The sequence below is a fragment of the Cupriavidus sp. TMH.W2 genome, from assembly GCF_050847365.1.
Lineage (GTDB): Bacteria > Pseudomonadota > Gammaproteobacteria > Burkholderiales > Burkholderiaceae > Cupriavidus.
Genome location: NZ_CP193793.1, coordinates 116139 through 139165 on the forward strand (window position 1 = coordinate 116139; position 23027 = coordinate 139165).

The following is a 23027-nucleotide window of genomic DNA, read 5'->3' on the forward strand; positions in this document are numbered from 1 at the left end:
GGCGGGAATCCAGCGTCTTTGAAGTCACTGGGTCCCCGCCTTCGCGGGGACGACGTGTCGGTTCCTGGAAGCAAGTCGGCATGACCAGTGTGCATCGGTCTCTCGCGCAAGCGGGAGAGCAAACCTTCCTTACCCCGCCCGCTTCGCCGATATCACCGCCTCGGCCACATTGGCCGGCGCCTCGGCATAGTGCTTGAACTCCATCGTGAACGTCGCACGCCCCTGCGTCAGCGAACGCAGCGTGGTGGAGTAGCCGAACATGGTCGCCAGCGGCACCTCGGCGCGCACGATCTTGCCGCCGCCGCCGGCAATGTCTTCCATCCCGTGCACCATGCCGCGGCGCGATGACAGGTCGCCCATCACATTGCCGGTGAATTCCTCGGGCGTCTCCACTTCGACCGCCATCATCGGCTCCAGCAGTGTGGGCCTGGCCCGGCGCACGCCTTCCTTGAACGCGATCGACCCGGCCATGCGGAACGCGTTCTCGTTCGAGTCCACGTCGTGGTACGAGCCGAATACCAGCGTGGCCTTGATGTCGACCACCGGGTAGCCGGCCAGCACGCCCGACTGCAAGGTCTCGCGGATGCCCTTGTCCACCGCTGGGATGAACTCGCGCGGCACCACGCCGCCCTTGATGGCATCGACGAACTCATAGCCGCCGCCATGCGGCATCGGTTCCAGGTTGAGCACCACGTGGCCATACTGGCCGCGCCCGCCCGACTGCTTGATGAACTTGCCCTCGACATCCCTGACCGGCTGGCGGATGGTTTCGCGGTAGGCCACCTGCGGCTTGCCGACCGAGGCCTCCACGCCGAACTCGCGCCGCATGCGGTCGACCAGGATCTCCAGGTGCAGCTCGCCCATGCCGGAGATGATGGTCTGGCCCGATTCTTCGTCCGTGGTCACGCGGAAGGACGGGTCCTCCTGCGCGAGGCGGTTCAGCGCAATGCCCATCTTCTCCTGGTCGGCCTTGGTCCTGGGCTCGACCGCCTGCGAGATCACCGGTTCCGGGAAGCTCATGCGCTCCAGGATGATGACCTTGTCGGGATCGCACAGCGTGTCGCCGGTGGTGGCCTCTTTCAGCCCCACTGCCGCGGCGATGTCGCCGGCGCGCACTTCCTTGATCTCCTGGCGCACGTTGGCGTGCATCTGCAGGATGCGGCCCAGGCGCTCGCGCTTGCTCTTGAGCGGGTTGTAGACGGTGTCGCCGGATTTGACCACGCCCGAGTAGACGCGGAAAAAGATCAGCTGGCCGACGAAGGGGTCGGTCATGATCTTGAACGCCAGCGCGGAAAACGGCTCGTCGTCGTTGGGATGGCGCTCGGCCTCGCGGTCGTCTTCGGTATGGCCAAGGATGGCCGGCACGTCGGCGGGCGACGGCAGGTAGTCGATCACCGCGTCCAGCATGCTCTGCACGCCCTTGTTCTTGAAGGCGCTGCCGCACAGCATCGGCACGATCTCGTTGGCGATGGTGCGCTTGCGCAGGCCGTGCTTGATCTGCGCTTCGCTCAGCGGCTCGCCGGACAGGTACTGGTGCAGCAGCGTCTCGTCGGCCTCGGCGGCGGCCTCGACCATCTTGTCGCGCCATTCCTGCGCGGTGGCCACGAGATCGGCCGGAATGTCCTGGTATTCGAAGCGCACGCCCTGGCTGGCCTCGTCCCAGACGATGGCCTTCATCTTGACCAGGTCGACCACGCCCTGGAAATGGTCCTCGGCGCCCAGCGGGATCTGGATCGGCACGGCGCGGCCCTTGAGGCGGTCGGCGATCTGCGTCTGCACGCGGAAGAAGTCGGCGCCGACGCGGTCCATCTTGTTGACGAAGGCAATGCGCGGCACGGCGTACTTGTTGGCCTGGCGCCAGACGGTCTCGGACTGCGGCTGCACGCCGCCGACGGCATCGTAGACCATGCAGGCGCCGTCCAGCACGCGCATGGAGCGCTCGACTTCGATGGTGAAGTCGACGTGTCCCGGCGTATCGATGATGTTGATGCGGTGTTCGGGGTAGTTGCCGGCCATGCCCTTCCAGAAGGCCGTGGTGGCGGCCGACGTGATGGTGATGCCGCGCTCCTGCTCCTGCTCCATCCAGTCCATGGTGGCCGCGCCATCGTGCACTTCGCCCAGCTTGTGGTTGACGCCGGTATAGAACAGGATCCGTTCGGTCGTCGTGGTCTTGCCGGCGTCGATATGCGCGCTGATGCCGATATTGCGGTAGCGCTCGATGGGCGTCTTGCGAGGCACAGTGTTCTCCATGGGTGAAACACGCTGGAATAGAGTAGCACCACTGGCCATTTCCCGTTGTCCCTGCCGTGGGCAGGGACACGCGGTCCGCGGCGGCCCCGGGAGCGGCGCCGCGCGTCTGAGGCCGGCCTAGGACTTTCGCTGCAGCTGAAGCGGATTCCTCCCATCCTGCGCGTGCTTGCGGCTCCCTATACTGGCGTTGCATCGCGCCCCGGCGTGCGCCGCCCCGGCTATCCCATGCCTGTCTGGGGATGCTTCCTCTGCCGATGCTTCCTCGAACCACGGACCAGCGCATGACAACCATCCTGATCGTTGACGACCATCCGGCGATGCGGCTGGTGCTCCGGCACCACCTTTTGCAGCTGCTTGGCGTCGACGAGGTGATCGAGGCGGACAACGGGCAATGTGCCATCGAGATGGTGCGCGCGCGTACGCCCGACCTGGTGCTGCTCGACCTCGACATCCCGCGCTCCAGCGGGCTGGACGTGGCGCCGCGCCTGCGGGTGATCCATCCGCAGGTGCGCATCCTGGTGGTGACGGCGCTGGACCCGGCGGTGTTCGTCAGCCGGTCATGGCAGGCCGGCGCGCAGGGCTTCGTCAGCAAGACGCAGGACATCAAGGAGATCCTGCGCGCGGTCGAGGCGGTGCTGGCCGGCTACACCGTCTTTCCGGTGCTGGGCCGCAGCGGTGCGCCGCGCCAGTCCATGTCGGCCGACGACGAGATGCTGCGGCGGCTTTCGGACAAGGAACTGGTTGTGCTGCAAATGCTGGCGCGCGGCATGTCGTACAAGGCCATCAGCGCCAGCCTCTTTATCAGTAACAAGACCGTCAGCAGCTACAAGGCCCGCATCATGGGCAAGCTGCAGGTGTCGTCGCTGGTGGAGCTGGTCGACTTTGCGCGCCGGTGCCGGCTGACGCCATAGCGGCCAGGGCGCCGGGCCTCATTCCTTATTGGACATCGTATGATGCGACGGACCAGGCACGCAGCCCGGCGTGCCTGGCCGCCTCAGCCCTGCGCGCCGGGCGAACCTGAAGCCTTGCGCAGCCGCTCGCGGCTGTTGGTCAGGTGCATGCGCATGGCCGCCTTGGCGCCGTCCGGGTCGCGGCGCTCGATCGCGTCGTAGATGTTCTCGTGCTCGATGCTGACGCGTTCCAGGTACTGCACACGCTCGGGCGTGCTGACTTGCAAGCGGCTGCGCGGAATCACCATGGTGCCCAGGTGGCCCATGATGTCGGTGAAATAGCGGTTGCCGGTGGCGCGCGCGATGGCCAGGTGGAAGGCGAAGTCGCTCTCCACGGCGTCATTGCCGGCGCCGGCGCTGCGCTTGAGTTCATCCAGCGCCTGGCGCATCGCGGCCAGTTGCTCTTCGGTACGGCGCGTGGCGGCCAGGCCCGCGGCCTCGGCTTCCAGGCTGACGCGGAATTCCAGCATCGCCATCACATCCATCGCCGTACCCAGCGCGTCCGGCCCGATACGGAAGGGCGACGGCGCTTCGGCCGCGCGTGCCAGCACGAAGGTGCCGATGCCGTGACGCGTCTCTACCAGGCCACTCGCCTGCAGCCGCGACAGCGCTTCGCGCACCACGGTGCGGCTGACTCCCATCGACGCCATGATCTCCGACTCGGTCGGCAGCTTGTCGCCAGGCTTGAGGTGGCCCTGGCGGATCTCTTCGCCCAGGGCTTGCACGACTTCCTCGGCAAGCGTGCGGCCACGGCGGCGCAGCGGGAGGGCAGTGACGGGCGGGATGGATTGGGCGTTAGGCATGGCGGGTGAGTACGAATACGGGCGGGGTTACCCGGACTTGACCGGTTCGAGATGGCCTCATTATACTTGGTTATCAGTTATACGATGACAGATGACGTGCGTGATGACGATGCGGCGTTCCTGCTCCCAGGCGGGAAGTTCAGCAACAAAGGCGCATGGTGCGCTGACTCGGTACCGGCGACGACGCCAGCCGGCTGGCTCATTAAATAAAGACACAGCAGGAGACAACGATGCCCCCCATCCAACGCCAGGGCGCCCTGCCCCTGCACCACTGGCTGCACGCCTTCGCGCTTGGTTCGGCTTTCACGGCAGCGGCCCTGACCGTCAGCGCCGCCGCCCTCGCCGCGCCACAGGACTGGCCGCAACGCCCGGTATCGGTCGTGGTGCCATTCCCGCCGGGCGGCTCCAGCGACGCCATCGCGCGCATGCTGACCGTGCCGCTCAATGAAAAGCTGGGCCAGCCTTTTGTCATCGACAACCGCCCCGGCGCAACCGGCGCCATAGGCGCCACCTTCGTCAAGCGCGCGCCGGCCGACGGCTACACCATGATGGTGGCGTCGATTGGCGTGTATGCAGTGAATCCGTTCCTGCAGAAGTCCCTGGCCTATGACCCGGCCAGGGACTTCGACCTGTTGACCGTGGCGGTGCGTGCGCCCAACGTGCTGGTGGCCAATCCGCGGTTCCCGGCCAACACGCTGCAGGAACTGGTGGCCTACATGAAGAAGAACCCGGGCAAGGTCAGCTTTGCCTCATCCGGCGCGGGCTCGTCCGACCACCTGACCGCGGCGCTGTTCTGGCAGAAGAGCAGCACCGACGGCCTCCATGTTCCCTACAAGGGCGGTGGCCCGGCCATCAGCGACCTGCTTGCCGGCCAGGTCGACGTGTCGTTCCAGAACATCAACGCCGTCCTGCAGCACATCCGCGCCGGCAAGCTCAAGGCGATGGCGGTGACCTCCGACAAGCGCTCGCCGGTGCTGCCCAATGTGCCAACCATGGCCGAGGCTGGCGTCAAGGATGTGGAGGTGTACTCGTGGCAGGGCGTGGCCGCGCCGCGCGGCCTGCCGCCCGAGGTGAAGAGCCGCCTGCATGGCGCGCTGGTGTCCTCGCTGAACGACCCGAAGATGCGCCAGACGCTGTCCGAGAACGGCTTCGAGGTGGTGGCCAACACGCCCGAGCAGTTCCACCAGTTCGAGGCGCAGGAGCTGCAGCGCTGGAAGACCGTGATCGAGAAGGGCAAGATCGCGCTGGACTGACGCCACCGCGCTGAACCTGCACACTGAAGCACCGACCCGCGCCACGCCCGTAGCGTCCCCACAAAATTCGCCCTCGTCGAGGGCGTATTTGGGTGGAAGCTTCAGATTGCACAGGATGTGCTGTTATCGGACAACGTAAGTCGAACACTGCATCCGGCAGCGCGCCGGTACTCAGGATTTTTGAAACACCCATGCAAAGCTGCCGCTGCACGGACCCCGGGCGGCTGGCACACTGGCGTCCTGGACTAACGGGGGAGTGCGCGGTGGGAGAGTTACAAGCCTTGCTGGAACACCACGGGCTGATGCTGGTGTTCCTGAATGTGCTGGTCGAGCAGGCGGGGCTGCCGGTGCCGGCGTATCCCATGCTGTTCGTCGCAGGCGCGCTGGGCGTGCAGGAGACCGGGCCGTCGATCGGCGCGGTGCTGGCGGCGGTCATCTTCGCCTGCCTGGTTGCCGATACCGGTTGGTTCTTCGCCGGGCGCCGGCTGGGGCAGCCGATGCTGCGCACGATCTGCCGGGTGTCGATTTCGCAGGATTCCTGCATCCGCCAGACCCAGTCGCTGTACCTGCGCGTGGGACCGCGCGCGCTGGTGTTCGCCAAGCTGTTGCCTGGCGCGGGGGCCTTGTCCACCGCGATGGCGGGCATGACGGGCACGCCGCTGCCGGTGTTCCTGTTCTATGACGCCATCGGCGCGCTGGTGTGGGCCGGCAGCGCCTTGCTGATCGGCGTGGTGTTCAGTGATTTTATCGATACCATCCTGGCGGCGTTCAGCGCCTATGGGCATATGGCGGTGGTGGCGCTGGGGGTAGTGTTTGCGCTGTTCCTGGCGTGGCGCTGGTGGCGCCGGTTCCGGCTGCTGCGCCGCACCCGGCGCGTGCCGCGCATGACCGTGGATGAGCTGGAATCGCGCCGGCGGGCCGGCAGCCTGCCGGTGGTGATCGACGTGCGCGCGCACGGCGACACGCCGATGGAGCGCATCCCCGGCTCGATGGTGCTGGACATGCAGGGCGCGCTCGACAACCTGGACGCGCTGGGCGTGCCGCAAGCCGAGGCCGACATCGTGGTCTATTGCGCCTGCCCCAATGAGCTGTCCGCCGCGCTGCTGGCCGAGCGCCTGCGCGCGGCCGGCTACCCCAGGACCTGGGCGCTGGCCGGCGGCTTCGACGAATGGAAGCGGCGCCACGGCGGCAGCGCCCCGACCGAGGCGGCCAACCAGCCAGGCCCGGCCGAAGCCGCCTGAACTGCCCGGGCCGCCGGCGCTGTGCTCAACGCTTGCCCGCGGTCTGGAATACCGACAGGTCCGGGTAGACCGCGCGGATCTTCTCCCACTCGGTGGCGTTGAAGAACTGGCACTTGCCGGCGCCGAAGCGCTTGGACACCTCCACGCAGAAGCGCACCGCTTCGGCGATGTCGATCTCGTGGTTGGCCGAGGTCGCGCTGCCCGACACCACCGACTGCGCCGTCACCGCCACACCGACCACCGGCGCCCGGGTGGCGACGTGCGGCTGCATGATGCTGTTGAAGTGGTACAGGCCGTTGTGATACGGCGTGATGTCCTGCTGCGAGATCGGGAAGGTCACCGCCGGGCAGCCGGTGGTGGATTCCATGGTCGCCACCAGGTCCGGCGCCACGCGCAGGATGTAGCCCTGCATCGCCGTCGGCGAGATGGCAAAGCCGCGGTGCTTGATGATGCTGTTGCCCTTGGACGCGTCGATCGAGAGGATCGCGTCCATCTCCGGCAGCACCTGGTAGTCGTTCATGGTGTCGGACGAGACCGGCATGCCCATGAACGGCACCGGGTCGTGCGGCTGCATCGAGACATTGGTCGACAGGTGCGTGGTCACGATCACGTCGCCCGCCAGGTGGTCGCCGCGCGCCTTCATCTGCGCCAGCTTGAGCGCCACCGCCAGGCAGCCGATCGGGCCGTCGGCATCAGACACCAGCCCCACCAGTTCCGGACGCGCGCCAATCGCGCCGTTGCGGCCGATCACGCCCAGCGTCGGCGCGTTGCCGCCGCCACGCTTGCCGGCGGTGCCGGGGATCACGATGGTGATGAAGTCGGTGGTGTTGGCCGTGTTCTCGGGCGGCGCGTTGTTGACCGTGGTCACTTCCACGCTCACGCCGGCGCCCGCGTACGGCGCGAACAGTTCGCTGACGACCGCACCGTTGGCGTGCGGGCTGTCCAGGGCTTCGTGAATGACCAGCGTCTGCTGCAGGGCCATGGCTTTCTCCAAATGATGTGCCCCGTCCGCGCGGCGCGGGCAGGGCGTCTACAAAAAGTCAGAACTGGTGGCGCAGGCCGGCCATCACCGTGGTCTGGTTGTCGCGCCCGTCCAGCGGCTTGCCGCTGCCGCCGGTCCAGCTGGTGGTGTTGTTGCCGAACAGGCCCGACCAGTCGCCGTGCACACGGTCGTAGGCCAGCGCCAGGTAGGCATCGGTGCGCTTGCTGAAGGCGTAGTCGGCGACAGCGTAGGCGGTGGTGCGGTTGCCGCTGAAGCCGTCTGCGCGCGTGCGGTTGTGCATCACGCTGCCGATCAGCGTGACGTTGCCGGTGACGGCGTAGCTCGCGCCCAGCGTGAAGAAGTCGTCGTGGCGGCTGCCGCCGAACACCGAGTTGAAGGCCGCGCGGTTGGTCGGGGTGGCGGCGGTGGACATGCTGGTGATAGTCGCCGTGTCGGTGCCGCCCTTGGACGAATCGAAGCCCGCGTCGCGATCGCTGTGCATGTAGTTGGCGAACAGGCTGGCGCGGCCCACCGCGGCCTTCAGGCCGGCCAGGTAGATGCTTGCGGCGCGGCTCTGGCTGTCGCGGGTCTGCTGGAAGTCGCCCACCGCGGTGATCGGGCCTGCGGCGTACTTCGCACCGAACGACACCGACGAGGTCGCGCGGGTGTTGCCCGCGGTTTCGCCCAGCGCGTATTCGGCGATCACCGATAGCGGGCCGAAGTTGCCGGTGTAGCTGACGGCGTTGTCGTAGCGCTGGCCGGTCAGGTAGACCATCCACGCATTGGACGGCGCCGCGCCCACGCCGAGTGGGTCGACGTAGTACAGCATAGTGTTGGCCGTGGTGTACTGCCGGCCCAGCGCCAGCTCGCCCCACTGGTTGCCGATCTTCACATACGCCTGGCGCCCGAACAGCTGGCCCTGCTGGTCCAGCTTGCCGGTGTCGGCCAGCAGGCCGTTCTCCAGCACGAAGCCGGCCTTCAGGCCGCTGCCCAGGTCTTCAACGCCGCGCAGGCCGAAGCGGCTTCCCGACAGGAACCCTTCGCCGCCCTGCTGCAGCCCGATCTGGGCCTCGCCCGCGGGGTTCGAATGGGACTGGTAGGTCAGCGCGGTATCGATCACGCCGTACAGCGTCACCGCGGACTGCGCCATCGCGGCGGCCGGCAGGCCCAGCAGCAGCGGCAGTGCCAGGCGGACGGCGTGGCGAATGGTCTGGCTCATCTTGTTTTCTCCTCCAAAGGGCAAAAGGGAGCCCGCGCGGGCGGCATGGCGCGGCCCGCGGAGCGGATTTCTGTTTGTTGTGCCCGGGGCTGGCCCGAAGTGGCTAGGCGCTAATCAAATATTCGTGCCGCTGGTTTGCTCCCCTCTCCCGCGTGCGGGAGAGGGGCAGGGGGTGAGGGCAGGCGCTGGCATACCACCGGCCGTACTTCGTAAAGACTCCCGCCCTCACCCCCGCCCATAAATGGGAGAGGGGAGACAACCCTTGTCGATTCAGCAACCAACGGCCTCTCAGGCAGCAAAGCCCGGCCAGTCCTGCATCCCCGCCGGACCGGTGATCTGCGACAGCGGAAAGCTCTCGCCTTCGCGAATGGTTTCGACCTGGCCCTCGGCCGGAAACCACAGCGCATGACGCTCGCCCAGCACGGTGCCGTGGCTGCCGTCCGAGAACAGCGCCGAGCCCTCCGGCAGCGCGAACACCTGTTCCGGCGCGTTGATGTGCAGGAACTCGGCCAGGCGCTCTTCGCGGCTTTCGCCGTTGTGGCCGGCGGGCTTGCCGCTGATGAAATGCGGGTTGATCTGGAACGGCACCAGCCCGAGCGCGCGCAGCGACGGCGGCTGCACGACGGGCATGTCGTTGGTGGTGCGGATGGTCGGGCAGGCGACGTTGCTGCCGGCGCTCCAGCCCACGTACGGCGTGCCCGCGCGCACTTTCGCGCGGATCGCGTCGACGATGCCGGCGTCGTACATGCGCTTGAGCAATGCAAAGGTGTTGCCGCCGCCGACCGCGATGGCCTCGGCCTGCTCGACCGCGCGCAGCGGGTCGGCGCTGTGGTGGATCGATTCCAGCGCGTAGCCCAGCTTCTCGAACACCGGCTTGACCATGCCTTCATAGGTGTCGAAGCTGAACGTCACGCCGGCGAACGGCACGAACAGCACCTTGCGCGGCTCGCGCCTGAGCAGCGTGTGGATCTGCTCGCCGGCGTGCTCGAGGTAGCCGAGGCTGTCCTTGCGCGAGCTGCTCATCAGGAGGATGCGTTGGGTCATGTCTTGGTTTCCGTCAGGAGTCTGGTGAGGTTCTGTGCGGGATCAGGCGATCGCGGCGCGGATCAGCGCGGCGACGCGGTCGATCTCTTCATGCGTGTTGAAGTAGTGCAGCGAGACGCGCGCCATGGTCGACACGCCGTAGCGCGCCAGGATGGCGTCGGCCATGAAGTTGCCGGCTTCGATGATGCATTGCTGCGCTTCCAGCGCGGCGACGATGCGCGCCGGGTCAACGCCGCGCACATTGAACGGCACGATGCCGATGCGGTTGGCCACGTCGGCCGGGCCATACAGTTCGAAGCCGGGAATCGACGCGAACTTCGTCACCGCGTATTCGGTCAGGTCGCGCACGCGCGCCTCGATGGCCTCGATGCCGATCGCGGCGGCGTAGTCGATGGCGGTGCCCATGCCGAGGATCGCCGGCACGATCGGGCAGCCGGCCTCGAAGCGCTTCGCGCCGGCCACCAGCGACAGCGCGCCGGTAGCGCGGTCGTAGGCGCCGTTCCACCAGCCCACCAGCGCGGGCTCGACCTGTTCGATCAGCGCGCGGCGCACATACAGGAAGCCAGAGCCCTCGGTCGCGCGCAGCGCCTTGCGTCCGCATCCGGCCAGGAAATCGCAGTCCAGTCCGGCCACGTCCGAGCGCAGCATGCCCACGCTCTGCGCCGCATTGACCAGCGACAGCACGCCGTGGCGGCGCGCCACCGCGCAGATCCGCGCGGCCGGCTGCACCGCTCCCGTGGAATTGGGCAGGTGCGAGAAGGTGAGCAGGCGCGTGCGCGCGGTCACGGCGGCCTCGAACGCCTCGGGCGACAGCAGCCCTTCGGCGTCGGCCGCGACCATCTTCACGACGATGCCGTGCGATTGCTCCAGCCGGCGCCAGGGCAGCAGGTTGCTCAGCATCTCGGTGTCGGCCACCAGTACTTCGTCGCCCGCCTTCCAGTCGATGCCGCGCGCGACGATGGAGATGCTTTCTGTGGCGTTCTTGGTGAAGGCGACTTCATCCGCCGCGCAGCCGAGCAGCCCGGCCAGCTTGCCGCGCACGGCTTCCACGCGCGCATAGGTTTCTTTGCGGAAGCCCGGCAGGTAGATGCCGACGTGGCCGGTATCGAGCAGATAGCTGCGCACGGTATCGAGCACGGCGTCTGGCGGAATCGAGGCCGCGGCCGTGTCGAGATAGATGGTGGAAGCCGTCAGCGGGGTGTCGGCGCGGATTGCTTGGATATCCATGGAACGTCTCGGTAATGACAGGCGGGCGCAGCGCATGCGCCCCGGGGTAAGGCTTACTTCTTCAGCTTGGTGACCGAGCCGAAGAAGCTGAACAGCGCGTCGCCGGCAATCACGCCGCCGGCAAAAGCGCTCATCTCGGCCACGTGCTTGTCACCGCGCAGGCGCTGCAGCACGAAGCGGATGGCGAGGCCCGCCAGCACCGCCCAGCCCGCCAGCGGCGAGGCAATCAGCATGCCCGTGGAGAGCAGGATGCCGAGCTGGCGCCTGGAGCCGCCGATCAGCTGCAACAGCGCGCCCGGGACGGCCCAGATCGCCAGGTTGCGGGCGATCTCGGCCGACGAGCCCGCCTTGATCGAAGCGGCATAGACGCGGTCCACCGGCGGAATCATGTTCTGCGCGAAGAAGGTGCCGTGGAACACCAGCACCACCACCGCAGCCACCGCGAAGCCGATCATCGCGGCCAGGAACTGCTGCTTGCGCCCGGCCAGCTCGGCCTCCATGTCGCGGCCCTCGCCGCGCAGCAGGTAGCCGGTCTTGAGGTCGTAGCCCATGTCGGCAAAGGCCGGGCCGGTGGCGGCGGAAAAGCCCACCAGCACCGCCAGCGCCGTCGGCGGGAAGCCGATCAGGATGCCGATGGTCAGCGTGATCAGCGCCACCGCGAACGCCGGGAACCAGCCCGAATGCATCGCCGCGATGCCGACGATCAGCTCATGCACGTAGGCGGCAAAGGCGGCATACAGCACGAACACCACCAGCATGCCCAGCGACATGTCCGAGACATGGCCGGCCAGCACCGAGATCAGCAGCGCAATCGCCAGGTAGACCAGGAAGCCGCCCGACAGGATGCGGCCGGCGCGCGAAGCCGGGACCTCGATGTTGCCCGCGCCGGCCGCCGGGGCGGTGCGCGCGCGGCGGATTTCATTGGCGACCTGGAACAGCGCGACGATGCCCGCGCCGATCATCAGCCCGTGCGGGATATAGGCCTTGGCGATGTCGATGCCGCTCAGCGCCACCGAATAGCCACGCACCAGCAGGCCGATGCCGAACATGGTCAGCGCCGCCAGGTTGCCCAGGAAGGCCGCGCCGAACGCGGACATCGGCACGCCCAGCCAGGCCCCGCCCACGCCCACCGCAATGCCCAGGCCCAGGAACGCGGCCTTGCGCCCGCCGCGGTCGCCGGCCCAGATGGCCTCGGCGGTGGCGATGCCGGCCGGCCAGGTGCCGGTGGCGGGGAAGATCTTGCTGCCGAACAGGAAGTACAGCATGGCGCCGTCGACAAACATGGCGATTACCGCGCCGATCAGCATTGGCGTGGCCAGTTCCGGCATGCCCATCGCGTACGGCACCCCGATCGGGATCATCAGCGAGTTGGCGGCGCCGAAGGTGGCCGACGAGATCGCTGTCTGCACCAGGTTCTGCCGCTCCAGCACGCGGAAGCGCCGCGTGATCTCCAGCGGGATGCGCGAGAACACGATCGCGATCAGCGCGCCGATGATCGAGGTGTTGGCCGAGATCCCCAGCGACACGATCAGCTGCATGCCGATCATGGCGCCGAATACCGACAGCCCCACGGAGACCAGCAGCAGCAAGGGCTCCATGAAGCGTGTCCGTGTCGCGGGCTGCGCCGCCATCGGCGCGTTCAGTTGTGTTGGCATGGTCATGTTGTCCACCGCTCCCCGTAGTGTTGTCTGGTTTTGTCTGTTGTGTGTGATGCCTTGCGCGCGATCAGCGCATGAAACCCGCCACCGGGCCGATGGTGTTGCGCGCCGTGCGCAGCGCCTCCAGCAACCGGGGCACCGCCTCGGGTGTCAGGCGCTGCAGCGGACCGGCGATGGCCAGCGATCCGACCACCGCCTGGGTGTCGCGGTGGCGCAGCGGCAGCGCCAGTCCGGCCACCGTGGCGGCGGATTCCTCGCAGGTGTAGGCCCAGCCGTCGGCGCGGATCTGCGCCAGCCGCGCTTCCAGTTCCGGCGCGTCGCCCGCCACCTGGCGCCGGAACGCTTCCGGCTGGAACGCCAGGATGGCCTTGGCGTGCGCGCCCGCGTCCAGCGCGAAGCGCTGGCCGACCTCGATCGAAAAGCGCAGCTGGTGCTGGCTGTGCGCGATGTCCGTGCACAAGCCCTCGCCACCATCCAGCCACGACAGGAACACAGTCTCGCCGCATTCGCGCGCCAGCGCTTCCAGCGCGGGCTGCAACACCTCGGCCGGCGAAAACGTCTTGCGCATCACTTGCCCCAGTTCGAACCAGCGCAGCCCCAAGCCGTAGCGTCCCAGCCCGTCCTGCACCAGGAAGCCGTTGGCGGCAAAGGTGGCCAGCACGCGGTGCACCACGGCGTGGTGCACGCCGCTGTGGCGCGCCAGCTCGCGCACGCCCCAGCTGGGCTGGCGAACGGTGAAATGGGTCAACAGCGCCAGGGCGCCGTCCAGGGTCTTGAGCATGGTTGCGGATTGCTTCGACTGCTTGTGTCTCTATATAAGAGACAACGTCTCTGATACAGAGAAATGCTAGGCCTCGACTCGACCCGCAACAATCAGGGTTAACTCGGGGTCGGGCGGGGTAGGGTGGCGGCGCTGGGCGAATATCGGCCGCGCAGGAGGCCCGGTGCCGGCGGAGCGCCGCCGCCTATACTTGGCGCAGAGCGACTGCCACCGGGAGGACGCGCATGGCCGCGGAACATCACGGAGCCGGCGGGGGCGGCGCAACCGGCGCAACTGGCGATGAGGCCGCCCGCATTGCCCAGCGCCGCCGCCAGCTAGGCATTGCGCCGCGCAGTGGCGACGGCCAGCGCAACTGGGCCCTGGCGTTGTCCGGCGGCGGCATCCGCAGCGCCACCTTCTGCCTGGGCGTGATGCAGGCGATGGCCGGTACCGCGATGCCGGCCAAGGCGGCCGCGCCGGACGCGACGACCCCGGCGGCCGCTGAGCAGGCCGTGCCGGGATTGGCTTCGCTGCTGGCGCAGTTCGACTACCTGTCCACCGTCAGCGGCGGCGGCTACCTTGGCGCCTTCTTTGTCAGCCTGTTCGTGCCCGGACGCCTGCGCCGCGGGTCAGGCCCGGTGCAGGCGGCGGCCGATGCCTATCACACACTGCAATGCGAGCCGCCGGGGCGCATCCATACCTCGATGTCCTACGCCGCCGATCCCGGCCGCGGCGCGGTCGCGTGGCTGCGCGAGAACGGCCGCTACCTGTCGCCCACCGGTGCCGGCGACAACCTCTACGCCACCGCGCTGGTGGTGCGCAACTGGCTGGCCATGCATTACGTGATCGGCAGCGCGCTGCTGGTGCTGCTGGCTGTGCTGGCGCTCGGGCAACACGTTGCGATGGGTGTTTTCTACGGGTTGGGGCGCCATGAGATGGACCTGCTGCACGACGCGCGGCAGGCCTTCAACCAGGGCGAATGCGCGATCTGGTGGAGCACGCTGCTGTGGCTGCCGCTGGTCACGGTGCTGGCGGGCGCGGCGCCGCCCGGGCTGGCCTACTGGCTGATCTACCCGCGCGCCAACGATCCGCAGGCGACGGCGCGATTCCTGGGCCCCGCGCCGCTGCTTGCCACGCTGCAGGGCCTGCTGTTGCTGGCCGCGGCGCGCTGGTCGGAATGGCTCGGTCCGGGGCTGGTCATCGGCAAGCTCTTCTTCGCGCTCGGCGTGCTGATGCTGCTGGGCGTGCTGTGGTGCCTGGCGCTGCTGCAGGGCAAGCCGCCCACGGTGGCCGCCTATCGCGTGCGCGCCACGCGCGCGTTGCGCGGTGCCCTTACGCTGACCCTGTGGCTGGCGGCCCTGGGCATTGCCGACACGGTGGCACGCACCGCTTACCTGTATGCCCACCAGGCCCACCACCAGTGGGGCGCGGCGCTGCCCGTGACCGTGCTCGGCGTGCTGGTCTGGCTGGTGCGCTACGGTTCGCGCTGGCGCGACGCCGGCCGCCAGGGCAGCGCCGACACGCCATGGCGCGCGCTATGGGCCCGACTGCCGTTGTCGCTGCTGGCGGGCGCGGTGGCGGCCGTGCTGGCCCTGCTGTTGTTCGTGCTGTGGTCGTGGCTGGTGCTGTGGGTACGCTGGGACGGGCGCGAGCCGGTCGACTGGCTGGTGTTCGGCAACGCCTATACCGGCCCGGCGCTGGCCACGCTGACCGTGGTGAGCCTGGTGCTGGCGCTGGTGATGGGGCGCTTCGCGGGCTTCCTGAACCTGTCGACGCTGCACCAGTTCTATGCGGCGCGGCTCACCCGCGCGTACCTGGGGGCGTCCAACGGTGAGCGCTTTGCGGTCCCCGACCCGAGCGTCGACCCGGACGGCGGCCTGCGTCCGCGCTTCAGCGTGGCCGAGCCCGTTCCCGGCGACCAGCTCAGCCTGAACACCTACTACGATCCGCGCGTGCTGGCGCCGCTGCACCTGATCAATGTCACGCTGAACCTGACCGTCGACCCGGCCGAGCAACTGGTGCAGCGCGACCGCAAGGGCAAGCCGCTGTGCCTCGCGCCCGGCCCCTGCGTGGCGCAGCCCGGCGCGGCGGCGGCGATCGCGCCGGACGCCTACGCGCGCTTCACCATCGACGGCCGGGCCTGCTGCCCCGACGTGTCGCCGCCGGCTTCGGGCAAGCTGGCCGAATCGCGCACGGTGGGCGACTGGATGGCGATCTCGGGCGCGGCCGTCTCCACCAGGCTGGGGCGCGCGACCACGCTGGGCACGGCCTTGCTGCTTGGCCTGGCGAACCTGCGGCTGGGCATATGGTGGCCGTCGTATCCGGCCAGCCAGGCGCGCGAAGGCGGCCGCCGGGGCCGCGCCAGGCCCTATCCGGAACGTGCCGCCCATCCGTTGCTGGCCGCGGGCATCGCGCTCTTTCGCACGCAGTACTACCTGGGCTGCGAGCTGAGCGCGCGCTTCCACGGCACGCGGCGCGGCTGGCAGTACCTGTCCGACGGCGGGCATTTCGACAATACCGGCGTGTACGAACTGCTGCGCCCGGGCCGCGACGTATCGCTGATCGTGCTGTGCGATTGCGGCGTCGATCCCGGCTACCGCTTCGGCGACCCGGCCAGCCTGATCCGGCTGGCGCGCATCGACCATGGGCTGGAGATCGTGGTCGATACCGAAGCCGCGACCACGCACCCGGTGCTGAGCCGTGTCTTCGGCGTGCCGGACGACTTCCTGCCGGGCACGGCGACAACCGACAAATGCGCCGTGCTGCTCAACGTCTATCGCACCGGCCCGGAGTGCGGCGCGCCACGCGCGCGCACCTGCCGCATCGTGCTGCTCAAGCCGCGGCTGGTGTCATGGGCGCCGGCTGATGTGCGCTACTACGGCGCGACCCATCCCGCGTTTCCGCAGCAACCCACCGGCGACCAGTTCTTCGATGAGGCGCAATGGGAAAGCTATCGCGCGCTGGGCCATGCGATCGGCCAGCGCGTGCTGGGCGGGGCGGTGGGCAAGGCCCTGTTGGTGTAGGCGACCGGTCAGTCAGCGCACGAAGCCAATGACGTCTTCGAGCCGGCCGCTGGCATCGCGCAGCGCCTCCAGCAGTCGCGGCACCGCGGCTTCGTCCAGCCGCTGCTGCGGCCCGGCGATGGCGACCGAGCCCACCACCGCGCTGCGGTCGCGCGACCACAGCGGCAGCGCCAGGCCGGCCACGCTGGCAGCGGCCTCTTCGCGCGTGTGGGCCCAGCCGCGTTCGCGCACTTCGGCAAGTTGCGGCTCGATGCGCTCGCGGTCCAGCGTCATGTGCGGGCCCATGCGCGCGAGCCCCTGGCGGTAGACCTCGTCACGGAAGGCATCGTCCTGGAAGGCCAGCATGGCCTTGGCATGCGCGCCCGCATAGAGCGGAAAGCGCTCGCCCAGCTCGATCGAAAAGCGCAGCTGGTGCTGGCTCTGCACCAGCCCCACGCACAGGCCTTCATGGCCGTCGAGCCACGACAGGAACACGGTCTCGCCGCTTTGCGCGGCGAGCTTTTCCAGCACCGGGCGCACGATCTCGTCGGGCGAGAAGCTCTTGCGCACCACCTGCCCCAGCTCGAACAGCCGCAGCCCCAGCGAATACTTGCCGGTGCCTGCATCCTGCACCAGGAAGCCGTTGGCGGCGAATGTGGCCAGCACGCGGTGCACCACGGCGTAGTGCACGCCGCTGTGCTTGGCCAGCTCGCGCACGCCCCAGGTCGGCTGGCGCACGGTGAAGTGGGTCAGCAGGGCCAGCGCGCCGTCCAGTGTCTTGAGTGTCATCGCTTGTTCCTTCGCATCGGGCTGCATGGTACGGGCAAGCGCGGCGCGACTCAATCCTTCGCGCCCGCGAATATACCCACGCCGCCCGAAGGGCCGCGATCTGGCCGCCAGCACGATCGCGGCGGGGTCTCTAAGATAGCGAGCCATACGCATTGCCTGCGTGCGGCACAGGCCGCCCGCCTCAAACTCATGAATCACGACTCGATCCCCACTGGAGCAGCCGTTGCCTGGTCCGTCCTGGACCTGGCTCCCATCCCGGTAGGCAGCGACGCCGGCCAGGCCATGCGCAACTCGCTTGACCTGGCCCGCCACGCCGAGCAGCTGGGCTACCACCGCTACTGGCTGGCCGAGCACCACAACATGCCCGGCATCGCCAGCGCCGCCACCGCCGTGCTGATCGGCTATGTCGCCAACGGCACCAGGACCATCCGCGTGGGCTCGGGCGGCGTGATGCTGCCCAATCATTCGCCGCTGGTGATCGCCGAGCAGTTCGGCACGCTGGCCTCGCTGTACCCGGGGCGCATCGACCTGGGCCTGGGCCGCGCGCCCGGCACCGACCAGGCCACCGCGCGCGCCTTGCGCCGCCACCTGTCGGCCGACAGCGCCGATACCTTCCCGCAGGACGTGGAAGAACTGCAGGCCTACTTCGACGATGTGCGCCCTGGCCAGCGGCTGCGCGCGGTGCCCGGCGCCGGGCTCAAGGTGCCGATCTGGCTGCTCGGATCGAGCCTGTTCAGCGCGCAGCTGGCCGCGGCCATGGGCCTGCCGTTCGCCTTTGCCTCGCACTTTGCGCCGGGCTTCATGCGCCAGGCGGTCGACCTGTACCGGCGCACCTTCCGGCCTTCCGAAACGCTGGAACGGCCCTACGTGATGCTGGGCCTGAACGTGTTTGCGGCCGAAACCGGCGACGAGGCGCGCCGCCTGTTCAGCTCGCTGCAGCAGCAGTTCCTGGCGCTGGTGCGCGGCACTCCCGGGCAGTTGCGCGCGCCGGTGGACGACATCGAATCGCTGTGGACCGAGAGCGAGGCCGACCATATCCGGCGCTCGCTGGCCTGCTCGGTGGTGGGCGATCCCGACGCCGTGCGCGCCGGCATGCAGCGCTTTGTCGACGACCTGCGCCCGGACGAGCTGATGCTGACCGGCCAGATCCACGACCACCAGGCGCGCCTGCGCTCGTTTGCCATTGCCGCCGACGCGGCACGCAGCCTGAAGACCGCTTCGGCGCTCTGAGCCCCTGCGGCCCTCCGGCATGGCGTGCGCCGCACTTGCGGCGTGCGCCCGCCGGCGCGCCCCCATTCCTGTTTGCGCATCGCTGACCGGCTCGGATACATTAGAAGGCCCGAGACACAGAGAGGCGCGGCGTTCGCAGCACGCGCCCGACAGTCCGCCCGGTCCACCGCCCCATCTTCGACATGGTGGGGCCGACGGCAGCGACGACAGGAGACAGCGATGGACCTGCGGCAACGCGAGCACATCGAGACCGTGGTCCAGGCGACCACATACCTTGCCCCGCCGGCCGTGCTGGCGGACCGGATCGCGCACGACGCCATCATCCAGAACTCATGGCGCCGCTGCGTGCACCAGTACGGGCTGGATCCGTCGCGCATGCAGGAGGCGCGCATCCTGCCGCAGCCGCGCCTGCGCGAGCACCAGGAACGCATCGACGACTTCGCCCGCATCGCGCGCCACGGCCTGCAGAGCCTGTACGGGCAAGTGGCGGGCCTTGGCTACGTAGTGCTGCTGACCGATGCGCAGGGGGTGACGGTCGACTATATCGGCAATGCCCGCACCGACGCCGCACTGCGGCATGCGGGCCTGTACCTGGGCGCCGAGTGGAGCGAGCGCGGCGCCGGCACCTGCGCGGTCGGCACCGCGCTGGCCACCGGCCAGGCGCTCACGGTGCACCAGGCCGACCATTTCGACGCCACCCATATCCCGCTCACCTGCACCGCGGCGCCGCTGTTCGACACGCACGGCAACCTGCACGCCATCCTCGACATCTCCGCGCTGACTTCGCCGCAGGCCAAGGACAGCCAGGGGCTGGCGCTGCAGATGGTGCGCATCTACGCCGCGCATATCGAGAACGCCAACTTCCTGCGCGCGCACCGGCGCGACTGGATCCTGAAGCTGAACGTGGCGCCGGAGTTTGTCGACGTCAATCCCGAGTACCTGCTGGCGCTGGACGACGCGGGCCGCATCGTCGGCCACAACCACCGCGCCAGGCTCATGCTGGAGAGCGAACTCAGCGGCGCGCCGGGTGCCACGGTGCTGGGCCAGCCGTTCGAGGCGCTGTTCGACGCGCGCATGGAAGACCTGGGCCGCTATGTCTACTCGCGGCCGAGCGAGCAGCGGCTGGTGGCGCTGCACCGCAGCGGCGGCCTGCTGTACCTGAGCGTGCTGCCGCCGGCGCTGCACTGGCAGGCGCCGCCCGCCGAAGCTGCCGTGCCGATGCCCGCGGCGCTGGCGGCGCTGACCGGCGGCGATGCCGCGCTGCAGCAGCAACTGCAGCGCGCGGCCAGGCTGGTCGATTCCCCCATCAACCTGCTGATCCACGGCGAGACCGGCAGCGGCAAGGAGTATCTTGCCAAGGCCCTGCACCTGGCCAGCGCGCGCCGCGACGGCCCGTTCGTGGCGGTGAACTGCGCGGCGATCCCTGAAACGCTGATTGAAAGCGAGCTGTTCGGCCACCTGCCCAACAGCTTTTCCGGCGCGGGCCCGCGCGGCAAGCGCGGCCTGATCCAGGAGGCCGACGGCGGCACGCTGTTCCTGGACGAGATCGGCGACATGCCGCGCGAGCTGCAGTCGCGGCTGCTGCGCGTGCTGGCCGAAGGCGAAGTGCTGCCGGTCGGCGCCGCGCGGCCGGTGCCGGTGCGGCTGCGGGTCATCTCCGCCACGCACCACGGCCTGGAGCAGCTGGTCGCCGAAGGGCGCTTCCGCGAAGACCTGTACTACCGCCTCAACGGCGCGCGCTTCACGCTGCCGCCGCTGCGCGAGCGCACCGACCTGGACTGGCTGATCCGCAAGCTGTTGCAGGAAGGCAGCGCGCAGGGCGGTGAAACCACGCTGTCGCCCGCCGCACGCGAGCGGCTGCACCGCCACCGCTGGCCGGGCAACCTGCGCGAGCTGCGCAACGTGCTGGAGTACGCGCGCGCGGTCTGCGCCGACGGCTATATCGACCTGCAGGACCTGCCCGACAGCCTGGCCGGGCCGGCGCCGTCCGCGGCGCTGCAACCGCCCGCACCGCCAAGTGCCGGCGCGCCGGCCGAGCCGCACCCGTTGCCGCCGGAAGGCATGCTGCTGATGCAGTACCTGCGCGCCGCCGGCTGGAACCTGAGCGCGGTCGCGCGGCAGATCGGCGTGAGCCGCATGACGCTGTACCGGCGCATGGAGCGCTACGGCATCCAGTCTCCCAACCGGCGCGACGGCGGCGCCGAGCCGCCCGACGCCTAGGCCGGCGGGCAGCACGGCACACGCGCCCGATACGATTGTCCATCCCCTGTACACCTGCGCTGTGACACCTGTCACAGCGCAGCGTTGTTTTTGCCCCGTCGCTTCGGGGTAATCCCTCACGTCCGACCCCGCTGACGCCCCGGTTTCCCCTGTTTTCGCTGCCTGCACAGGCTGGCACAGCCATTGCAAATACGGCTGGCAAGACAACGACAACAGGAGAGAGGCAATGGGGCACGCAGCAGGCGCCAGCGCGCAGATCGCGCCAGTGGTCGGCATCATCGCCAACCCGGTTTCCGCGCGCGACATTCGCCGCGTGATTGCCAACGCCAACAGCCTGCAGCTGGCCGACCGCGTCAATATCGTGCTGCGCCTGCTGGCCGCGCTGGCGTCATGCGGCGTGCAGCGCGTGCTGATGATGCCGGACCGCGAAGGGCTGCGCGTCATGCTGGCCCGGCATCTGGCGCGCCGGCAAGGGCCGGACTCCGGCCTGCCCCAGGTCGACTATGTCGACATGCCGGTCGCCTCGCGCGTCGACGACACGCTGCACGCCGCGCGCTGCATGGCCGATGCGGGCGTGGCCGCCATCATCGTGCTGGGCGGCGACGGCACCCACCGCGCAGTGGTGCGCGAGTGCGGCGCGGTGCCGGTCGCGGGCCTGTCGACCGGCACCAACAATGCCTACCCCGAGATGCGCGAGCCCACCATCACCGGGCTGGCCACCGGCCTCTATGCCATCGGGCGCATTCCCGCCAGCCAGGCGCTGGCATCGAACAAGCGGCTGGACATTGTCATCCGCGACGGCAACGGCGGCTTTCGCCGCGATATCGCGCTGGTGGACGCGGTGATCTCGCACGAGCACTTCATCGGCGCGCGCGCCTTGTGGAAGACCGACACGCTGGCCGCGGTCTACGTGTCCTTTGCCGACCCCGAGGCCATCGGCCTGTCATCGATCGCCGGGCTGCTGGAACCGGTGGGCCGGCGCGAAGCGGGCGGCCTCGCGATCGAGCTGGCCGCGCCCGGCGAAGGCGAATTCGACCTGTGCGCGCCGATCGCGCCTGGCCTGATGTGCACCGTGTCGGTCGCCGACTGGCAGCGGCTCGAGCACGGCCGTCCCCATCGCGTGCGCCAGCGCAGCGGCATCGTCGCCCTCGACGGCGAGCGCGAGCTGACCTTCGGCCCGGACGACGAAGTCACGGTCACGCTGCATGACCACGCCTTTCGCAGCATCGACGTCGCGGCGTGCATGCGCCATGCCGCGCGCCAGCACCTGATGCGCAGCGTGCCGCAGCACGCTTTTGCCTGATGACGCCGCGGGCCAATGCAGCAAATGCCCGCTTCGTGCCCCGCTTTTCTTGAAGTGCAACACCTGAAAACGAAGGAGACAGACATGACAGCCAGAGCTTCGCAAGATTCCGCCGCGCTGCCGCTCGACAAGGAGACGCTGCTGACGGTGTACCGCAAGATGCGCACCATCCGCGATTTTGAGGAACGACTGCACGTGGACTTCGGGCGCGGCGACATCCCGGGCTTCGTTCACCTGTATGCGGGCGAAGAAGCGGCGGGCGTCGGCATCCTGCACCACCTGAACGACGGCGACCGCATCGCCAGTACGCACCGCGGCCATGGCCACTGCATTGCCAAGGGCGTCGATCCGGTGGCGATGATGAAGGAGATCTACGGCAAGAAGGGCGGCTCGTGCAACGGCAAGGGCGGCTCGATGCATATCGCCGACCTGTCCAGGGGCATGATGGGCGCCAACGGCATCCTGGGCGCCGGCGCGCCGCTGATCTGCGGCGCCGCGCTGGCGGCCAAGTTCCGCGGCAAGGGCGAGGTCGGCATCACCTTCTGCGGCGACGGCGCCTCCAACCAGGGCACCTTCCTGGAAAGCCTGAACCTGGCCGCGGTGTGGAACCTGCCGGTGATCTTCGTGATCGAGAACAACGGCTACGCCGAATCCACCTCGCGCGATTACGGCACCGCCGTGGACAGCTACGTCGACCGCGCCGCCGGCTTCGGCATCCCCGGTGTCACGGTGGACGGCACCGACTTCTTCGCGGTCCATGAAGCGGCCGGCGAAGTCATCCGCCGCGCACGCGAAGGCGGCGGGCCGTCGCTGCTCGAATGCAAGATGGTCCGCTTCTACGGCCACTTTGAAGGCGACGCGCAGACCTACCGCGCCCCCGGCGAACTCGACGATATCCGTGCCAACAAGGACTGCCTGAAGCTGTTCGGCCGCACCGTGACCCAGGCCGGCGTGGTCGCGCGCGAAGAGCTCGACACCATCGATCGCGAGGTTGCCGCGCTGATCGAGCACGCCGTGCAGGAAGCCAAGGCCGCACCGCAGCCGGGTCCCGAGGACCTGCTCACCGACGTCTACGTCAGCTACTGATCCGCCACGC

The 23027-nt window shown here is 68.9% G+C and carries 17 protein-coding genes; 8 read left to right on the top strand and 9 right to left on the bottom strand.

Annotation, left to right across the window (positions count from 1 at the left end; translation table 11 throughout):
• Window positions 1-129: 129 nt before the first annotated feature.
• Window positions 130-2238, bottom strand: coding sequence for an elongation factor G (fusA, locus tag ACREYQ_RS18140; RefSeq protein WP_432261594.1), 2109 nt, complete (start codon window positions 2236-2238; stop codon window positions 130-132).
• Between the two features lie 293 nt (window positions 2239-2531).
• Here fusA and ACREYQ_RS18145 point away from each other — a divergent pair, with 293 nt between their 5' ends.
• Entirely contained in the window at window positions 2532-3161 is a 630-nt protein-coding gene (locus tag ACREYQ_RS18145) for a response regulator (protein ID WP_432261595.1), read from the top strand.
• A gap of 83 nt (window positions 3162-3244) precedes the next feature.
• Here the strand turns inward: ACREYQ_RS18145 and ACREYQ_RS18150 are convergent, their stop codons facing one another.
• Entirely contained in the window at window positions 3245-4003 is a 759-nt protein-coding gene (locus ACREYQ_RS18150) for a FadR/GntR family transcriptional regulator (RefSeq protein WP_432261596.1), read from the bottom strand.
• Window positions 4004-4233: 230 nt separating this feature from the next.
• On the opposite strand from ACREYQ_RS18150, the gene ACREYQ_RS18155 reads away from it, so the two are divergent.
• Entirely contained in the window at window positions 4234-5256 is a 1023-nt protein-coding gene (locus ACREYQ_RS18155; protein ID WP_432261597.1) for a Bug family tripartite tricarboxylate transporter substrate binding protein, read from the top strand.
• A gap of 263 nt (window positions 5257-5519) precedes the next feature.
• A complete protein-coding gene (locus ACREYQ_RS18160; RefSeq protein WP_432261598.1) occupies window positions 5520-6497 on the top strand; it encodes a DedA family protein/thiosulfate sulfurtransferase GlpE in 978 nt (325 codons plus the stop codon).
• 25 nt (window positions 6498-6522) lie between these two features.
• Here the strand turns inward: ACREYQ_RS18160 and ACREYQ_RS18165 are convergent, their stop codons facing one another.
• The 6 genes from ACREYQ_RS18165 to ACREYQ_RS18190 all read right to left on the bottom strand — a co-directional run bounded on the left by ACREYQ_RS18165 (window position 6523) and on the right by ACREYQ_RS18190 (window position 13408).
• Window positions 6523-7479: a DUF1177 domain-containing protein gene (locus ACREYQ_RS18165; protein WP_432261599.1), complete on the bottom strand. Its 957-nt coding sequence runs from the start codon at window positions 7477-7479 to the stop codon at window positions 6523-6525.
• Between the two features lie 58 nt (window positions 7480-7537).
• Complete coding sequence (locus ACREYQ_RS18170) at window positions 7538-8698, bottom strand: porin (protein WP_432261600.1); 1161 nt, start codon at window positions 8696-8698, stop codon at window positions 7538-7540.
• A gap of 288 nt (window positions 8699-8986) precedes the next feature.
• Entirely contained in the window at window positions 8987-9742 is a 756-nt protein-coding gene (gene pepE / locus ACREYQ_RS18175; RefSeq protein ID WP_432261601.1) for a dipeptidase PepE, read from the bottom strand.
• 42 nt (window positions 9743-9784) lie between these two features.
• The gene (locus ACREYQ_RS18180; RefSeq protein WP_432261602.1) at window positions 9785-10969 is read right to left on the bottom strand and encodes an aminotransferase class V-fold PLP-dependent enzyme; all 1185 of its coding nucleotides are present in this window, start codon (window positions 10967-10969) and stop codon (window positions 9785-9787) included.
• 53 nt (window positions 10970-11022) lie between these two features.
• Window positions 11023-12630: an OPT/YSL family transporter gene (locus ACREYQ_RS18185; protein ID WP_432261603.1), complete on the bottom strand. Its 1608-nt coding sequence runs from the start codon at window positions 12628-12630 to the stop codon at window positions 11023-11025.
• 64 nt (window positions 12631-12694) lie between these two features.
• The gene (locus ACREYQ_RS18190; protein ID WP_432261604.1) at window positions 12695-13408 is read right to left on the bottom strand and encodes an IclR family transcriptional regulator; all 714 of its coding nucleotides are present in this window, start codon (window positions 13406-13408) and stop codon (window positions 12695-12697) included.
• Between the two features lie 224 nt (window positions 13409-13632).
• On the opposite strand from ACREYQ_RS18190, the gene ACREYQ_RS18195 reads away from it, so the two are divergent.
• Complete coding sequence (locus ACREYQ_RS18195) at window positions 13633-16410, top strand: hypothetical protein (RefSeq protein WP_432261605.1); 2778 nt, start codon at window positions 13633-13635, stop codon at window positions 16408-16410.
• 12 nt (window positions 16411-16422) lie between these two features.
• Here the strand turns inward: ACREYQ_RS18195 and ACREYQ_RS18200 are convergent, their stop codons facing one another.
• On the bottom strand, window positions 16423-17178 hold the full coding sequence (locus ACREYQ_RS18200) for an IclR family transcriptional regulator (RefSeq protein ID WP_432261606.1): 756 nt from the start codon (window positions 17176-17178) through the stop codon (window positions 16423-16425).
• 189 nt (window positions 17179-17367) lie between these two features.
• On the opposite strand from ACREYQ_RS18200, the gene ACREYQ_RS18205 reads away from it, so the two are divergent.
• The 4 genes from ACREYQ_RS18205 to ACREYQ_RS18220 all read left to right on the top strand — a co-directional run bounded on the left by ACREYQ_RS18205 (window position 17368) and on the right by ACREYQ_RS18220 (window position 23017).
• Window positions 17368-18408 carry an LLM class flavin-dependent oxidoreductase gene (locus tag ACREYQ_RS18205; RefSeq protein ID WP_432261607.1) on the top strand — a complete coding sequence of 347 codons (1041 nt, stop codon included), beginning with the start codon at window positions 17368-17370 and terminating at the stop codon, window positions 18406-18408.
• A 219-nt stretch (window positions 18409-18627) separates the two neighbouring features.
• Entirely contained in the window at window positions 18628-20628 is a 2001-nt protein-coding gene (locus ACREYQ_RS18210) for a sigma-54-dependent Fis family transcriptional regulator (protein ID WP_432261608.1), read from the top strand.
• 226 nt (window positions 20629-20854) lie between these two features.
• The gene (locus tag ACREYQ_RS18215; protein ID WP_432261609.1) at window positions 20855-21931 is read left to right on the top strand and encodes an ATP-NAD kinase family protein; all 1077 of its coding nucleotides are present in this window, start codon (window positions 20855-20857) and stop codon (window positions 21929-21931) included.
• Between the two features lie 84 nt (window positions 21932-22015).
• On the top strand, window positions 22016-23017 hold the full coding sequence (locus ACREYQ_RS18220) for a thiamine pyrophosphate-dependent dehydrogenase E1 component subunit alpha (RefSeq protein WP_432261610.1): 1002 nt from the start codon (window positions 22016-22018) through the stop codon (window positions 23015-23017).
• Window positions 23018-23027: the final 10 nt, after the last annotated feature.